Origin of the sequence: Streptomyces phaeochromogenes, from assembly GCF_001418655.1 — a bacterium.
In the GTDB taxonomy this organism is placed as follows: Bacteria; Actinomycetota; Actinomycetes; order Streptomycetales; family Streptomycetaceae; genus Streptomyces; species Streptomyces phaeochromogenes.
In genome coordinates this window covers 110737-126500 of record NZ_LIQZ01000087.1, presented here as the reverse complement: position 1 = coordinate 126500, position 15764 = coordinate 110737, and the positions used below count along the sequence as shown (strand labels likewise).

The 15764-nt window shown below is 70.2% G+C and carries 10 protein-coding genes; 3 read left to right on the top strand and 7 right to left on the bottom strand.

The annotated features are described in order from the left end of the window. Window positions 1-2: 2 nt before the first annotated feature. Window positions 3-2144: a PQQ-dependent sugar dehydrogenase gene (locus AOK17_RS13025; RefSeq protein WP_245697125.1), complete on the top strand. Its 2142-nt coding sequence runs from the start codon at window positions 3-5 to the stop codon at window positions 2142-2144. Here the strand turns inward: AOK17_RS13025 and AOK17_RS13020 are convergent. The 5 genes from AOK17_RS13020 to AOK17_RS13000 form a co-directional block, all read right to left on the bottom strand. Beyond that, complete coding sequence (locus tag AOK17_RS13020; RefSeq protein WP_055612577.1) at window positions 2134-3606, bottom strand: glycoside hydrolase; 1473 nt, start codon at window positions 3604-3606, stop codon at window positions 2134-2136. The genes AOK17_RS13025 and AOK17_RS13020 overlap by 11 nt on opposite strands. A 114-nt stretch (window positions 3607-3720) precedes the next feature. Continuing rightward, window positions 3721-4977, bottom strand: a complete 1257-nt coding sequence (locus tag AOK17_RS13015) for a glucarate dehydratase family protein (RefSeq protein ID WP_055612576.1) — start codon at window positions 4975-4977, stop codon at window positions 3721-3723. 132 nt (window positions 4978-5109) lie between these two features. Continuing rightward, on the bottom strand, window positions 5110-6144 hold the full coding sequence (locus tag AOK17_RS13010) for a maleylacetate reductase (RefSeq protein WP_055612628.1): 1035 nt from the start codon (window positions 6142-6144) through the stop codon (window positions 5110-5112). A gap of 23 nt (window positions 6145-6167) precedes the next feature. Continuing rightward, window positions 6168-7043, bottom strand: a complete 876-nt coding sequence (locus AOK17_RS13005; RefSeq protein ID WP_055612575.1) for an intradiol ring-cleavage dioxygenase — start codon at window positions 7041-7043, stop codon at window positions 6168-6170. 107 nt (window positions 7044-7150) lie between these two features. Next, window positions 7151-8899, bottom strand: a complete 1749-nt coding sequence (locus tag AOK17_RS13000; protein ID WP_055612574.1) for an FAD-dependent oxidoreductase — start codon at window positions 8897-8899, stop codon at window positions 7151-7153. Between the two features lie 226 nt (window positions 8900-9125). On the opposite strand from AOK17_RS13000, the gene AOK17_RS12995 reads away from it, so the two are divergent. Then, on the top strand, window positions 9126-10994 hold the full coding sequence (locus tag AOK17_RS12995) for a helix-turn-helix domain-containing protein (protein WP_245697124.1): 1869 nt from the start codon (window positions 9126-9128) through the stop codon (window positions 10992-10994). A gap of 170 nt (window positions 10995-11164) precedes the next feature. Then, complete coding sequence (locus tag AOK17_RS12990; RefSeq protein ID WP_055612572.1) at window positions 11165-12235, top strand: LacI family DNA-binding transcriptional regulator; 1071 nt, start codon at window positions 11165-11167, stop codon at window positions 12233-12235. A gap of 48 nt (window positions 12236-12283) precedes the next feature. Here AOK17_RS12990 and AOK17_RS12985 read toward each other — a convergent pair whose 3' ends face one another. Both AOK17_RS12985 and AOK17_RS12980 read right to left on the bottom strand, forming a co-directional pair. Next, window positions 12284-13531, bottom strand: a complete 1248-nt coding sequence (locus AOK17_RS12985) for an alginate lyase family protein (protein WP_055612571.1) — start codon at window positions 13529-13531, stop codon at window positions 12284-12286. A gap of 364 nt (window positions 13532-13895) precedes the next feature. Next, window positions 13896-15674 carry an Ig domain-containing protein gene (locus AOK17_RS12980; protein ID WP_063997207.1) on the bottom strand — a complete coding sequence of 593 codons (1779 nt, stop codon included), beginning with the start codon at window positions 15672-15674 and terminating at the stop codon, window positions 13896-13898. Window positions 15675-15764 lie beyond the last annotated feature (90 nt).

Below are 15764 nucleotides of genomic sequence, written 5' to 3'. Positions count from 1 at the left end.
CCATGACCGGATCCCCCGGCACCAGACCCAGACTCGGGCCCAGCCCCATGCCAGGCCCCAGGCCCATTCTCCTGACACCGTTACTCGTTCTCGCCCTGCTGCTGTCCGTTCTCGTCGCCCTGCCCGGCGCCACGGCCCACGCGGCCGAACCGATCACCGATCCGATCCCCGAGCGGCCCACGACCTCCGGCATCGGGCTGACCGTCGAGGAGTTCGCCGCCTTCCCGAAGAGCGTGCCGCCGGACGGGCCCGTAACGGATCCACGCCTGAGGCGGCACGCCCGTATCAACTACCTGAGCGAACTGCCCGACGGCTCGGGCCGGATGGCCGTGCCGGACCTCAACGGCAAGCTGTATCTGGTCGAGAACGGCACCCCTCGCGAATACCTCGACGTCGCGGGCACCTTCTCCCCCGCGTTCTTCGGCAGCCAGGGTCTCGGCATGGGCTTCGGGTTCGTCACCTTCGACCCGCGCTTCAAGAAGAACGGCCGTTTCTACACCGTCCACACCGAACTGGCCTCCGCCACCACCGCCGTGCCCGACATGCGGCAGGCGTCGAACACGGTGTACCACGGCATCGTCACCGAGTGGACGGCCGACGACCCCTCGGCCGACACCTTCAAGGGCACGCGTCGCGAGGTGCTCCGGATCGGCTTCACGGGCCGCGTCCACGGCATCCAGCAGATCGACTTCAACCCCACCGCCCGGCCCCACGACAAGGACTACGGGCTGCTCTACCTCGCCGTCGGCGACGGCGGCCAGGGCGCCAGGAGCGGCGAGCCGCAGAGCCTGTCCGTGCCGCACGGCAAGATCCTGCGCATCGACCCGCGGGGCAGCGACAGCGCCAACGGCAAGTACGGCATCCCGTCCCGCAACCCCTTCGTCGGCACCCCTGGCGCCCTCGGCGAGATCTACGCGTACGGCATGCGCGACCCGCACCGGTTCAGCTGGGACTCCGGCGGCCGCAACCGTATGTACCTCGGCCACATCGGTGAGCACGCCATCGAGGCCGTCTACGAGGTGAGGGCGGGCGACAACCTCGGCTGGAGCGAACGTGAGGGCGCCTTCGTCTTCGACAAGGCCGCCACCGATCCGTGCGCCAAGATCCAGCCGCTGCCCGCCGACGACGAGAAGTACGGCTACACGTATCCCGTCGCCGCCTACGACCACGACCCGCCCGCCAACTGGAACTGCACCTCCGACGTCGGAAGGGCCATCGTCGGCGGCTTCGTCCTGCGCGACCGCGACCTGCCCGAGCTGTACGGCAAGTACGTCTTCGGCGACCTCGTCGACGGCCGGCTCCTCTACGCCGACACCAAGGACATGCGCCGGGGCGGCACGGACCTGGCCAAGCTGTACGACCTGATGCTGTACGACGAGAGCGGCACCCGGGTGACCCTGCAGGACCTCGCCGGGGACAGCCGGGTCGACCTGCGCTTCGGGCAGGACGCCGACGGCGGGCTCTATCTCCTCTCCAAGGCCAACGGCAGGATCTGGAAGGTGACCGGCACCCGGAAGTTCGCCTCCTGCGACACCGACGGCACGAAGGTCACCAACGTCATGGCCGGACGGAACTGGGCCCCGGTCACCCCGTCCAAGTGGCAGTTCCCGGGCCGTGAGGCGATCCTCGCCGAGGCGGGAGTGGCTCGCCCCGGCCCGCGCCGCCCCTTCGAGTACGCCGTACTGACCGCGGGTCCCCCGGCCTTCGGCTCCGTACGGATCGACGCGCAGGTCCGTCTCGACACACCCGTCGAGGTCACCAACCGGGACGTGATCATCGTGTTCGGCCACCAGTCGGACACGAAGTTCTATTACGCGCACCTGTCGACCGACAACACCATCTATCCGCACAACGGGATCTTCGTCGTGAACGACGCCGACCGGCTGCGCCTGGAGGACCAGTGGAACGGCACCACCGGTGCGCCACCGGCCGTCACCGATTCGGCCTGGCACAAGGTGCGGGTGGTGCACTGCCCCGGCACCGGTGAGATCGCGGTCTACCTCGACGGGTCGAAACAGCCCTTGATGACGGCCGTCGACACCACGCTCTCCTCCGGCCGGGTGGGCTTCGGCTCGTTCGACAACATCGGACGGATGCGCGACCTGAAGGTCACCGGTGCGGGCGGGGCTGCCCTCACACGGTGACACCGTCGATCTCGAAGGTCTGCACCGAGGCGGCGGCGAACGGCACGCTCAGGCTCTTGCCGTTGAGGTAGGTGTCCGAGCGTGCCGTGTAGAGGTCGCCGCTGCCCGAGGTGAGGGTGTTCCAGCGCCGTACGAGCCCGCCGCTGCCGCCCGTGACCGTGGTGAAGCGGGACAGGTCGAAGGTGAGCGTCTGCGCGGCACCGGAGTTGACGGCCACGACGACCAGGCGCTTCTGCGTGGCGTCGTGGGCGGCGACCGCGTAGCCGACGCCGGTGTCGAGGATGGTCATCCCCGGCCGGATGTGGCGGCTGAACTGGGCCATCACGTAGTACTTGGTCTGCACGGTGGTCGGCTGCAGGGTGCTGGCATTGTACGCGATCATCGCCCAGCCGGTGGAGGGGTCCATCACCTGCCAGTAGACCCAGGCGGTCGGGTGCAGCCAGCGGAAGTCCAGGCACAGGTTGCTCGCCAGGGTCAGGCCGGTGCCGTCGCTGTCACCGGTCTCGGAGTTCCAGAGCTTCTTGCCGGCGGTCGTCACGACGTCCGTGTGGAGGAGGTCTCGGCGTCCGCCCGAGCCCTGGTAGCCATGCACGTTGACCTGGTTGACCAGGGCCTTCGTCGACGCCCCGAAGGAGTTCCAGGTCGTACGGGCCAGGTCGTAGCTCGTCTCGTCGGATGCCGAGATCCTGATGCCGGACAGGCCCCGTGTGTCGAGTTCGCTGCGCATGTACGGGAGGACGGCGGCCTGGACGGCGGCGTCCATGTGGCAGCCCTCCTGGGTGCCGGTGGCGGTCCACCAGGAGGACGAGGGTTCGTTGAAGGGGTCGACGGTCGCGAAGTTCACGCCCCAGTTGTTCTTGGCGCGCAGGGCGACAGCCGCCAGGTGGGAGGCGTGCTGCCGGTAGTTCCAGGACTGGAGGTTGTTGCCGCCCCCTGACGCGCCCGACGGGTTGTGGTTGAGGCACATCCACCACATGGGCGAGTTGGCGAACAGCTCGGTGACGGCGCCGCGTTGGACGGCCTTCACGAGGGCGGCGCGCTGGTTGGCGTCCGCCGTCCAGTCCCAGGCGGAGGAGGTGGGGTCCTCGTTGTTCCAGTCCTGCCAGAAGCCCTCGATCTGCTTGAAGGCCGGGATGTTGGGCGAGGCGACCATGGACTGGCCGCCCACACTGTTCGGGCTGCACGCGCCCAGGTTGTAGCGGGCGATGTTCATGCCGAGGCCCGGCAGCGTCCTGCCGCCGTACGCCACGGACTTGGTGGTGAAGAAGATGTCGGCGAAGTCGTCCCGCGCGCCGAACACGTTGGCCCACCACGCGAGCGAGGTTCCCCAGCCTTCCCAACTCCCGTAGCTGGTACCGGGGTTGACACTGATGGTCGCGTCGGCGCGGGCGGTGCCCGTCGCCAGCGCACTGCCCAGCAGCGTGCCCCCGGCCGCCGCCAGCAGGGATCTGCGCTTCATCATGGAGGTCTCCTGTCGCGCTCATGCCACAACCTGGTTGAAGAATGAGGCGGGGGCAAACGGTTGTCGAGACGCGTGACAGCGCTTTCTGTTTCGATAGTTTCTACGGTCGCCGGTTCACCAACGAGGGAGCTTGAGCCCGTACTCCGGGTGGACGCGCCGCATGTAACCGGTGTCGTCGCGGCCCTTCATGCCCGAGTCGAGATAGACCCGGTGGAGCCGTTCCAGCGCGTCGTGGTCGAGTTCGACGCCGAGACCTGGACCCGTGGGGACCTTGACCGCGCCGTCCCGCAGTTCCAGCACACCGGGGACGACGACGTCGTCCGCGAAGTTCCACGGGTAGTGGGTGTCGCAGGAGGTGTCGAGGTTCGGGATCGCGGCGGCCACATGGGTCATGGCGGCGAGGCTGATGCCGAGGTGGGAGTTGGAGTGCATGGACAGACCGATCCCGAACGCCTCACAGACGGCTGCGAGTTCACGGGTGCGGCGCAGACCGCCCCAGTAGTGGTGATCGGTGAGAAGGACCTGGATGGCGTCCTGCTCGACGGCCGGCTTCAGGTGCTCCCAGGCGACCACACACATGTTGGTGGCCAGCGGCATGGGAGAGGTCTTCGCGACCTCCGCCATACCGGGAATCGTGGGGGTGGGGTCCTCCAGGTACTCCAGGCAGCCGTCCAGCTCCCGCGCCACGTACTGCGAAGTCTCCACCGTCCAGGCCGTGTTGGGGTCCAGCCGCAGCGGCTGCCCCGGGAATGCCTCGGCGAGCGCCTTCATCGCGGCGATCTCCTCGTCGGGCGGGAAGACACCGCCCTTGAGCTTGAACGAGCTGAATCCGTACCGCTGTTGCATCAGCCGGGCCTGCTCGACGATGCCCGCCGGGTCGAGGGCCTCGCCCCACTCGTCACCGACGGCCGGGCGTCCGTCGAGCGCCGGATGTTCGGCCCACTTGTAGAAGAGGTACGCGGCGAAGGGCACGGCGTCGCGGACCGCGCCGCCCAGCAGATCGCTGACCGAGCGTCCGAGGAGCTTGCCCTGGGCGTCCAGGCAGGCGACCTCCACGGCGGAGGTGGTCCAGCCGCGCTCGTGGGAGCTGGGCACGGTGGGAAGCAGGACGGTGTCGATCGCGGCGGCGACGGCGGTCGTGTCGAAGACGTCCATGCCGACGACCGCCTGCGCCGCGGCCCGCAGCCGTTCGATACGGAGGTCGCCGCCGGTCGACTCGCCGAGGCCCACCGTGCCGTCCTCCAGGACGAGTTGGAGGATGAGCCGCAGGGCGAGCGGCTCGTGCACACCGCTGGAGTTGAGGAGCGGCGGGTCGCGGAAGGCGATCGGCGTGACGATCAGTTCACGGATCCGACTGTCGGGGGTGGTCATGCGCGGACTGCCTCCAGGCCGTGGTCGATGAGCTTGACACACATCCATTCACATCCATGAACCTGCTTCATGAATCTAGATGGCGCGCAGCCAGCTAAGAATCGTTTCAGGCGTATGTCAAGACATGGAGACCTAGACGCGAGGGGCGTCCCCCGCGAACGCCGCCCTCAGCACGGCGAGCGCACCCTCGTGCGTGACCTCGCGCGGATTGGCGTACGCCTGGCCCGCGACCTGCTCGGCCGCGACCGTCAAGTCGGCCTCGGTGAGGCCCAGTTGAGCGAGGGAGCGAGGTGCGCCGAGCTGTCCGGACAGGGTCCACAGCGCGAGCGGGGCGTTGTCGGTGCCGAGGGCGCGTTCGAGGGCGCCGATCGCCTCGGGAGCGGCCGGCGCGTTGTACGCGAGGGCGTACGGGAGGACGACCGTGTGCGTCTCGGCGTGCGGCAGGCCGAACGTGCCGCCCAGCACATGGCAGAGCTTGTGGTGCAGCCCCATGGTGGTCGCGCCCAGACAGGAACCGCAGAGCCAGGCCCCGTAGAGGGCGCGCCCGCGGGCCTCCAGGGACGAGGGCTCGGCGGCGATCTCCGGAAGGGCCGAGGTCATCGCCCGTACGCCCTCCTCGGCCATCAGGGAGACGAGGGGCGAGGTGTCGGGGGCGTACAGCGCCTCGACCGCGTGCGCGACGGCGTTGACACCGCTCGTGACGGAGAGGGGCACGGGCATGGAGAGGGTGAGCTCGGGGTCGTACACCACGCTGCGCGGGAGGACCGACGGGTCGCGCCCCGTGCGCTTCGCGCCGTGCTCGGTGAGGCCCCACACGGGGGTCATCTCGGAGCCCGAGTACGTGGAGGGCACGGCGATCAGGGGCAGGCCCGTCCGCAGCGCGATCGCCTTGCCCAGGCCGATCGACGAACCGCCGCCCACGGCGACGCAGCCGTCGGCACCGGTCTTACGAACCACCTCGACGGCCCGGTCGGCGACCTCCACCGGGACGTGCATCCGGGCTTCGGCGTGCAGTCCCGCGCACAGCTCGCCCAGCGAGTCGGCGACCGCCCGCGCGGTGTCCTCGCCGCGCGCGCCGGACACCACCAACACCCGCCGCAGACCCAGGCGTTGGACCTCCCCGGCCGTCGCGCTCACCGAGGCGCCGGGCCGGAAGACGACCCGCATGGGCTGGGCCTCGTACGAGAAGTTCACGCTTTCGCCCCAGGAGTCAGCACGAGATCGAACCGGGCGTGCCGGAAGGGGTTCGGGATGCCGAACTCCCGTGCCAGGGAAGGATCGTCGGTCTGCGCGAAGTCCTCGACCAGACTGCTCTTCACCGCGAAGACCGCGTCAGAGTCGAGGTAGTCGCTGCCCGCCACGAAGATGTGCGTGGTGACGGGCGCGTGGCCCTCGGCGGTGGCGATGAAGTGGATGTGGGCGGGGCGGTAAGGGTGCCGGCCGGTGGCGCGGAGCAGGCCGCCGACCGGGCCGTCGGTGGGGATGGGGTACGGGCTCGGTACACAGGTGCGGAACCAGAAGCGGCCCGCCGCGTCCGCCGTGAACAGGCCGCGGCCGTTGCCCGGTGGCTGGAGGTCCGGCTGCTGCACGTCGTAGAAGCCGTCGGTGTCGGCCTGCCAGACGTCGAGGACCGCGCCGGGCAGCGGGGTGCCGTCCTGGGAGAGCACCCGGCCGCTGACCACGCACGGTTCGCCGCTGCCCACCAGGTCGATGTCCGCGCCGAGTTCACGGACCGGGGACTCGGTCATGTGGAAGGGGCCGAGGACGGTCGACTCGGTGGCGCCGGGGCCTCGGTCTGCGTTCAGGGTCTCGACCAGCATCGAAAGGCCGAGCACGTCCGACAGGAGAATGAACTCCTGCCGGGTGTCGGTGCACATCTGCCCGGTCGCCGTCAGGAACCCGATCGCCCGCTCCCACTCCTCCTGGGTGAGCCGCGTCTCCCGCGCGAAGTCGTGAAGGTGCCGGATCAGCCCGGTGAGCAGCTCCCGCAACCGCGGATCGGTACCCGCACCGAGGCTCCCGACGGCCTCCTCGGTGACCGCGGTCTCGCTGGCATCGATGGTCATGACGACTCCTGATCCGCTGTGTCCCGATTCGCCGTGTCCCGCTTCCCGACGATCATTGTCCTACTCCGCCCGTACGGGGAGCCCCTTCAGCGGCACGACCCGCGGAGCTACCCGTGACCGAGAATCCGTCGCACCGCGGCCCCCAGCAGCTCCTCCGCGTCCCCGGCGGCCGTCGCGTACCGAAACGCCACGTACCCGTCGGGCCGCACGAGCAGCGCACCCGAGTCGGAGACCTCGCTCAGCCGCGCCCAGTCACCGTACGGATCCTCGTACTGCTGCCCGGGCCCGACAACGGCGGTGGCGATATCGAGGCCGATGGCCTCGGCGGCCCGCACCCAGCAGTCCCCACCGATACCGGTGAACAGGGTGAAGCGCCCCTGCCCGGCCGCGTCGAGCGTGGACAGGGTCCGGTCCCCGGCCGTGATCCACGCGTGCGGCAGCTTGGCACCGGGCCGCGAGGACGGCTGGTGGTACAGCTCGGGGTCCCGCTCGAACCCGGGATCCTCCGTACCGTCGGGAACGACCGCGTCCGACGCGTACCGCTGGTTGAGATCGACGCCGTGCGCGTTGAACTCGTACACCTTGAAGGCGATCGCCTCACGGAGGCGGGCGCGCTGCTTCTCGGCGGCCTCGGTGGCGTCCTTGCGGGCGGCGATGTTGGCCCACAGCTGCTCGGGGCTCTGCGGGGAGAGACCGTCGAGCGCCTCGAAGATCGGCGCGGTCTCGCCGATCGACTTGTTGGCGCGGGTGACGATCTGCCTGCCGACCGGGGCGCGCTCGGCGGTGTACGTGTCGAGGAGCTTCGGCGAGGCGGAGCCGTCGAGGACGAGCTTGAGTTTCCACGCCAGGTTGTACGCGTCCTGGACGGAGGTGTTGGAGCCGAGGCCGTTGGACGGCGGATGGCGGTGCGTGGCGTCGCCCGCGCAGAAGACGCGGCCGTTCGAGTACGTCTCGGCGTACATCTCGTTGACCGTCCACGCCGAGGAGGACTTGATGGTCACGGGGATCTCGTCGTCGCCGACGAGTCTGCGGACGATGGACTCCGCGTACTCGGTGGTGAGGTCCGGGGCGCCCGCGGTCACGTCGTAGCCCCAGACGATCATCCACTCGTTCCAGGGGCGGACGTTGCGGACGAGGCCCGCGCCGATGCCGCCGACGGTGGCGCCCGGGGCGAGCACCCAGTAGAGCGTGGACGGCCGGTGCGCGGTGTACTTGCTCAGGTCCGCGTCGAAGACGATGTTGATGCTGCCGGCCACGCCCATCTGGCCGCCCATCGGCAGCCCGGCGTCCTCGGCGACCTTCGAGCGGCCCCCGTCGGCGCCGATCAGGTACTTGGCGCGGATGGTGTACTCGTCGCCGCGCAGCCGGTCCTCGACGGTGACCGTGACTCCGTCGGCGTCCTGGACGAAGGACTTGTAGACCGTGCTGAAGCGGAGGTGGGTGCCGCGGGCGACGGCGGCTTCGACGAGCACCGGCTCCATGAGGTGCTGGGGCATGTCGCACATACGGGTCGGGCTGGCGAGGTCGTGCGCGGCCTGTACGAGGGGGTCGTTGCCCCAGGAGCGGACGCGGCCGAGTTCCTCGCCGGCCAGGCTGGTGCAGAAGGTGGTGTTGCCCATCAGGTGCTGGGGCGTGGCCTGCGCGACGACCTCCTGCTCGACACCGAGGTCGCGCAGGACCTCCATCGTGCGCTGGTTGGTGATGTGGGCGCGGGGTGTGTCGGCGAGACTCGCGTAGCGGGTGACCACGATGTTGGGCACGCCGTAGGTGCTCAGGGCCAGGGCGGCCGACGCGCCCGCGGGGCCGCTGCCCACGATGAGTACGTCGGTCTCGACTACGGGCTCGACGTTGTGCACGGGCACGCTCCAGAGGATGAGAACAGCACCAACCATTCATGATCATGGTGCGATACGCGGGAACGCGGGTGTCTCATTACGAGACACCGGTGCTGGTTTGCGGGACACAGGTGCTGGTTTGCGGGACACCGGCGCGGGTTCAAGGGGACACCGGCGCGGGCGCGGAACACAGCGAGTGCGCCCCTTTGTTACCTCTTCAACCATGCCCGGTACGGTGGGAGGCGCCGTGACGACCACCGAAGAGTCCCCAGCCCGACCCGCTCTCATGCCGCTGCGCCAGGCGCGAGAGCGGTTCCTGACGGGACGCCCGCTGCCCGACGGAGTACCTGACGAGATCGTCGCCGCCTGGCGGCGCGCCCGTTTCTTCGGCGTACGGCACGACCTGACGGAACCCTCCGAGCCCCTGCCTCCCGCACGGTCGGCCCTGCTGACCGCCGCGCGGCCCGTGCTCGAACGGCTCGCCCCCGCCCTCGCCTCGGGGCAGTCGTCCCTCGTCCTCACCGACGAGCGGCTGCGCGTGCTCTGGTCGGCCGGGAGCGGGCCCGGCGACGAGAAGTGCCACGACCTGTCCGAGCAGGAGGTCGGGCACAACAGCGCGGCCCTCGCCCTGCGCACCCGGCGTCGCGCGGAGGTGCACGGCCCCGAGCACTTCCTCGACCTGTGGCAGGACGTGTCCGCCGTCAGTGTGCCGGTGCTGGCCCCGGAGAACGGCCAGGTCCTGGGCACGGTGACCGTCGCGTGCGGCCTGTGCACCGGGTGTACGCCGCATCCCGGCGCCGCCCTCGCCGAGGCCACGGCGACGGCCGTCGAGGCGGAGCTGCTGGCCCGGTCCCGCACGACGGAGCGCGTGCTGCTCGACGCCTTCCAGCGGGCCGCCGCACGACCCGGGGCCGCGGTCGTGGCGCTCGACGGCAAGAACCGGCTGCTGAGCGACGCGGCGGCGGGAATGCTGTCGCCGGGCGCGGTGGCGGTCCTGGAGCGGACCGCGGCGGCGAACGGCTCGGGGCGGGACGACACCGACCCCTCCGAGGCGTACGACCCCTGTGAACCGGCCGGCGCTTCTGAGCCGACGGGCACTTCTGAGCCGTACGGCCTCTCTGAGCCGGCCCGTCCGTCCGAGCCGTACGACTCGGCGCGGCACAGGAACAGTTCCGTCGCCTTCGACCTCGAACTCCCCGACGGCACGGGCACGGCCCATGTCACCCCCGTACGCCACGAGGGCGCGGTCATCGGTGTGGTCGCCGTGGTCGAGCCGCCCGCCGACGAAGCCGTGCGACCGCACGCGCAGCATCCCCGTGTCGCGCTCGCCGGGCGCTCGGTGCCCTGGCGTCACGCGACGGCGAAGGCCGCTGAACTGGCCCGTTCCCGGGAGCCCCTGCTCCTGACCGGGGAACGCGGGACCGGAAAGACCGCCCTGGCAAGGGAGTTGCTGAGGGCGCGCGGGGACCTGGATCCGGTGGTCGTGGACGCGGCGGAGGGCCCGGTCGATGAACCCGGCATCTGGGCAACGGCGTTGGCGAGCGACCACGCGCTGCTGCTCCGGCACGCCGAGCGCCTCGCCCAGGCCGACGTCGCCGCTCTCAACTCCCTCTTGGACGAACGCCCGGACGCACCTCTGCTCCTCACGTTCACACCCGGCACTCCCCCGGGTCCCTGTCTCCAGCGGCTGCTCGACACCCTGGCCGCCCGCTCGGTGACTCTCCCGGCGCTGCGCGAACGCCCGGACGACATACGGGAGTTGCTCCCCGAACTGGCACCGAAGCCGGTACCGGGACGGCCGCCGCTCACCTGGACACTGGACGCACTACGGGCCCTGGAACGCCATCCGTGGCCCGGGAACATCACGGAACTCGCCCATCTCGTCAGGGCGTTGGCCGAGCACCGCCAGGTGGCAGGCCCGGTGCGGCGCACCGAACTCCCGGACCTCGTCCGGGAGGGCCCCGCGACAAGGCAGTTGAGCCCGATGGAACTCGCCGAACGCACCGCCATCCTGGAGTCGCTGCGCAGCCACGGCGGCAACAAGGCACGTGCCGCGGCGGCGTTGGGCATCGCCCGCGCGACGCTGTACCGAAAGCTGCGGGGCTATTCCCTGTGACAGGGGCTCTTCCCTGTGACAGCGGAATTCCGCCCCCTCCCCGTCCGCCGTTCCCCCTGCTAGCCTCCGGCCCGGGAACCGGTTGCCACGAGCGTTACCGCACTTCCCAGGGGTGGGGCGCACCCGGGCGGCGGACGAGTCGGTTCCGGGGCGGAGCAGAGGGGCGGGTCATGACCAGGAAGACCACCGGCGACGTCGGGGGCCGACGCACCATCCGGGACGTGGCGGCACGAGCCGGTGTATCGGCGTCCACGGTGTCGCGTGTCCTCGGCGGCGAGTACCCGGTCAGCACCTCGACCCGTACCCGCGTGATGCGGGCGGTCCGCGACCTCGACTACGTGGCGGACGCCCGCGCCAAGGCCATCGCGGGGGCGGGCACTCCCACGCTCGCGTTCGTCCTGGACGACATCACGGGCCCGTCCTTCGCGCACATGGCACACGGCGTGGAGCGCGAGGCGACCCGGCTCGGCCATCTGTCCCTCGTGTGCAGCACCGACGGCGACGCCGAACGCCAGCTGGAGTTCATCGAGATGATGCGCGCCCAGCGTGCCGCCGCGGTGATCCTGGTCGGCGGCACCGCGGACACCGCCGAGTACCGCGAACGCATGGCCCGTATCGCGGACTCCCTGGCCTCCGCGGGCTCCCGCCTGGTCCTCTGCGGCCGTCCGCCCCTGGACCCGGGCACTCCGGTGACCGTCATCGAGTACGACAACGAGAGCGGGGCGTACGCACTCTGCGCCCATCTCCTCGCCCAGGGCCACCGCCGTGTCCTCTTCCTGGGCGGCAAACCGTCCAACACCACGGCCCAGGGCCGCGAGCAGGGCTACCTGGCGGCCCACCGGGCCCGCGGCGTCACCGCGGACCCGACTCTCCGCCTCTTCGGGGACTTCACCCGCGACTCGGGCCACCGCCTCATCCGTCAGGCCCTCGCCCAGGGCCTCGACTTCACCGCGGTCATGGCGTCCACCGACATGGTCGCCTCCGGCGCTCTGACCGCCCTCCACGAGGCAGGGCTCTCCGTCCCGGAGGACGTCTCCCTGGTCGGCTACGACGACATCCCCTTCGCCCGGGACCTCAACCCGCCGCTGACCACCGTCCACGTCCCCTACGAGGACCTGGGCCGGCTCGCGGTCCGCACGGCCCTGACCCGCACCCCGGACGCCCCCGACGAACACCTGCTCCTGGGCACGCACGTGGTCGTACGAGCTTCGGTGGCGCCGCCGTCGGAGACACGTGAGTGACCGGCAGCCGGCACCCGCCGGTCACTCTCAAGTGCCAGTCGGCAGCGGCTACTTGGCGTACATCAGCGTCCCGAAGCCGAGCTGGTCGAAGCCCCCGCTGTTGGCGCCGTAGTCACCCCCGCCGCCCTCGGGCCGCACGCTCTCGGCCATGGCGGTGATGTAGGGGACGGACAGCCCGCGCCGACGGGCGTAGTGGTAGTGGAGGAGGTCCCAGACCGGCCTGGCCTGCCCCCGACTCGCCGCGGAGATCACAGTGTGCGACTGCTGGGCACAGTTCTGCCCGGTGCCCCAGGTGTACGTCGTGAAGGGCACGTCCTGTCCGAGGTTGTACTTGGCGACGTACTGGGCGGCCTTCATGAACCGGTTGTCGCCGTAGCCGTACAGGTCCTCGCCCTGCGACCAGGCCATCTCGCAGAAGGCGCCCATCTGGCCCATGCCCATCATGGTGTGGCCCTGGTCGCGCCCGCTCTCCTGCCACTGGGCGAGACCCTGCGAGTCGTACACGAACGGGACGGCGTGGGTGATGGAGCCGTTGCCCGCGCCGTTCTTGAAGTAGTTCACGGCCTGGTCGTACTTGGCGGCGTCGTCGCAGAGGATGCCGATGGCGAGGACCGAGTTCATGTTGCACAGGTCCCAGTTGGCCCAGTAGTTGGTGATGCAGGCGTCGTTGTGGTTGTTGAGGAACTGGTTGTTGAGCGGGTAGAAGACGTTGAGCATCATCGTCCTGAACCGGTCGAGGTCGAACCCGCTGTAGCCGCGCATGAGTTCGGCGACGTTGGCGAACTGGTAGCCGTAGATCCCGGCGGCCAGGAAACGGTCGGCGTTGCCGGTGACCGTGGTGAGCGTGGCCGACCAGGCGTTGAGGATGTCGCGGGCCTTGTCGCCGTGGGCCGTGGTGCCGGCGATCCTCCAGCGCAGGGCGTTCTGGTAGGCGGCGTGGATGTCGTTGTAGAGGATGCCGTAGTTCTCGCCGGTGCCGCCGCGGATGATCGTGGCCTGCGGACGCGCCGTCCAGGTCGCGGCCGAGTGCGAGTTGGCGGTCAGCCGGTTCCAGCCGGACAGCCAGGGTTCGTTCCCCGCGGCGACGCGCACCTTGGCCCGGTTGAGTTCGCCGTACGCGTGCAGCATGCCCGGGTGGGTGAAGGTGGCCGGGGCCGCCGCCGCGGTACTGCCGGTGAGGGCCGTGGCGGAGGCGCCGACGGCGAGGGCGGCGGTGAGGCCACCGGCGGTCCTCAGCAGACCGCGGCGGCTCAACTCCGTGCTGGGGAGGTGCTGGTGGGGGGATGTGCGGCTCATTCTGTGCATCTCCAACCCTGGGAAGGATCAGTGGCCCGGAGGCAGCACGGGAGCACACCCGCACTGCGGGGGACCGCTCAGGTGGGGGCGTCGCCGAAGCCGGGGATCTCTCCCTCGGCGAGGGGGGTCCGGGCGACGCCGTCATCGGGGGAAACGGCCGCGCCGGAGGCAGTCCCGGTGCACGTCGGTCGCGGCACGATCGCGGCACAGCGGGGAGGCTGACGGTCGCCGCCACCCACCCCGAGCTGCTGCCGCTTGCCTCCTGCGGGTTGGTGGCGGAGACCGTGCAGTAGTACGTACGGCCCGCCCGTACTGCTCGGTTCGCACAGAAGGCGTTTCCGATCCCGACACGAGCGACTCCCCCTCACACGTTCCGGACGGTGAGCCTGAGGGACTTGGTCGCCGTGCCCGCCGCGTTCGTGGCCGAGACGGTGACCGTGCTGGTGCCGGGCGCCTCAGGGGTCCCGGAGACGAGTCCCGTGTCCTTGTCGATCACCAGGCCCTCGGGCAGCCCCTCGGCGTCGAACGACGTCGGCAGGGCGGTCGCGGTGACGAGGTGGTTGAAGGCGCGGTTCGTGGTGGCCGTCGCCTCGCCCGCGCCGGTGATCTCCGGGGCCACCGTGGAGGCGGCCGTCGACTCGTCGAGGAAGCGGAGGCTCCGCACGTGCTCGTTGGCGAACATCGGCACCATGTCGGTGGTCAGGAACCAGCCCGGCTTCTCCATCCGGTCGTGGACGACCGTGCCGTTGACCGTCAGGTTCTGGAAGGTGACGTTCTTGACGGGCCGGTCGGCGTCGTAGCCGGCCAGGATCGCCGTGTCCGCGTGCGTGCCGTCGTACGTCAGATTCCGCACGTACACGTCCTCGATGCCCCGGCCGGGTGAGGCGTTGTACCGGTTGGCCATGACCCGCAGGTTGATCAGCTGGCCACGGGTGAAGTCCTCGACCCGGACATCCTGGATACGGACGTTCCGGATGAGGGTGCCGTCACCGGGATTGAGGGCGAAGCAGCCCTGGTAGAGCACCTGCGGCTCGCGGTGCTGGAGGACGTCGATGTCGCTCAGCACGATGTTCTCGATGACCTCGGGCTTCTCCGGATCGCCGTGCGTGCCGATGTTCACCGGGTGCGCGACATCGGCCCACAGAGTGGAATCGCGGACGGTGATGTTGCGGCAGTCCCCGTAGTAGTCCCAGCGGTGGGCGTAGACGGCGACACAGTCGTCGCTGTTCCGCATGAAGACGCCCTCGATCAGGACATCCTCGCTGCTGAACACATCGATGCCGTCGCCCCACTGCCCACAGCTGTACGAGTGCAGGTTGCGGACGGTGACCTGCTGGGACTGGCCGATGGCGCAGGAGTAGCCGGTCCTCGGGTCGAGGACGAGGATGCCGTCTATCTCGATGTTCCTGGAGAACGCCACCGTGGTGCCGCCGTCCGCGTCGTACAGGATGCCCCGGCCGATCAGCCGGGCGTTCTCCACGTTGGTGAAGTCCACCCGGGCCTTGAGCACCGCGCCGCCGGCCAGGTAGACCGTCCTCCCGCTGGGCACCTGCAGCACGTTGCCCGCGACGGTGTGGATACCGGGGCCGAAGTAGAGGACGTCCGGGTCGTCGGCGTCGGGCCGCTGCCGCTCGATCGGGTTGGCGTGCAGGTGGAGGTTGTCGTAGAGGTCGCCGTCCATCTCGATGGAGAGGTTGCGCGGTCGGGTGAGGCTGAAGCGGACGGTGTCGCCACTCACCTCGTGCTCGACGGCGTACGACAAGGGGCGGATTCTTACGGAGCCGATGGCGCCCTTGGCGGCGGTGACCTCGACCTCGACCGTGCCGGTGAAGTCCAGGTTGGCGACCGAGGTGTTCCTGACGATGCCAGCGCCGGTCGTCTCGTCGACGGTCCTCGTCCGGGCGCGCAGAACCGGCACCGTCCGCCACCCGCCGCCGGGCTTGCGGGCCTTGACGGAGAAGCTGGTGTTGAGCGGCAACCCGGTCGGGACGGGATGCACCACGAGCCGGTCGGCTGCCCCTGGCCCGTCCTCCGCTCCGTCCTCTGCTGCGCCCTCGGCTGTGTCCTCCGCTCCGGCGGTGCCGACCGCCGAGCGGGTGAGGAAGGGGCCTCGGCCGAGGGGAGCGACGGCGGGTGAGCGCATCAACTGGTCATCTCCTGCTTCGGGTTGTGTGCGGTGGCGATTTTGACAACCGGTTGTCATGAGTGGATGCGCAGAGCTTCTGCCCGTCCG

Coding starts and splice junctions, on each gene's coding strand:
- AOK17_RS13025 (WP_245697125.1), top strand. CDS start 3: ATGACCGGATCCCCCGGCACCAGACCCAGACTCGGGCCCAGCCCCATG.
- AOK17_RS13020 (WP_055612577.1), bottom strand. CDS start 3,606: ATGATGAAGCGCAGATCCCTGCTGGCGGCGGCCGGGGGCACGCTGCTG.
- AOK17_RS13015 (WP_055612576.1), bottom strand. CDS start 4,977: ATGACCACCCCCGACAGTCGGATCCGTGAACTGATCGTCACGCCGATC.
- AOK17_RS13010 (WP_055612628.1), bottom strand. CDS start 6,144: ATGCGGGTCGTCTTCCGGCCCGGCGCCTCGGTGAGCGCGACGGCCGGG.
- AOK17_RS13005 (WP_055612575.1), bottom strand. CDS start 7,043: ATGACCATCGATGCCAGCGAGACCGCGGTCACCGAGGAGGCCGTCGGG.
- AOK17_RS12990 (WP_055612572.1), top strand. CDS start 11,165: ATGACCAGGAAGACCACCGGCGACGTCGGGGGCCGACGCACCATCCGG.
- AOK17_RS12985 (WP_055612571.1), bottom strand. CDS start 13,531: ATGAGCCGCACATCCCCCCACCAGCACCTCCCCAGCACGGAGTTGAGC.
- AOK17_RS12980 (WP_063997207.1), bottom strand. CDS start 15,674: ATGCGCTCACCCGCCGTCGCTCCCCTCGGCCGAGGCCCCTTCCTCACC.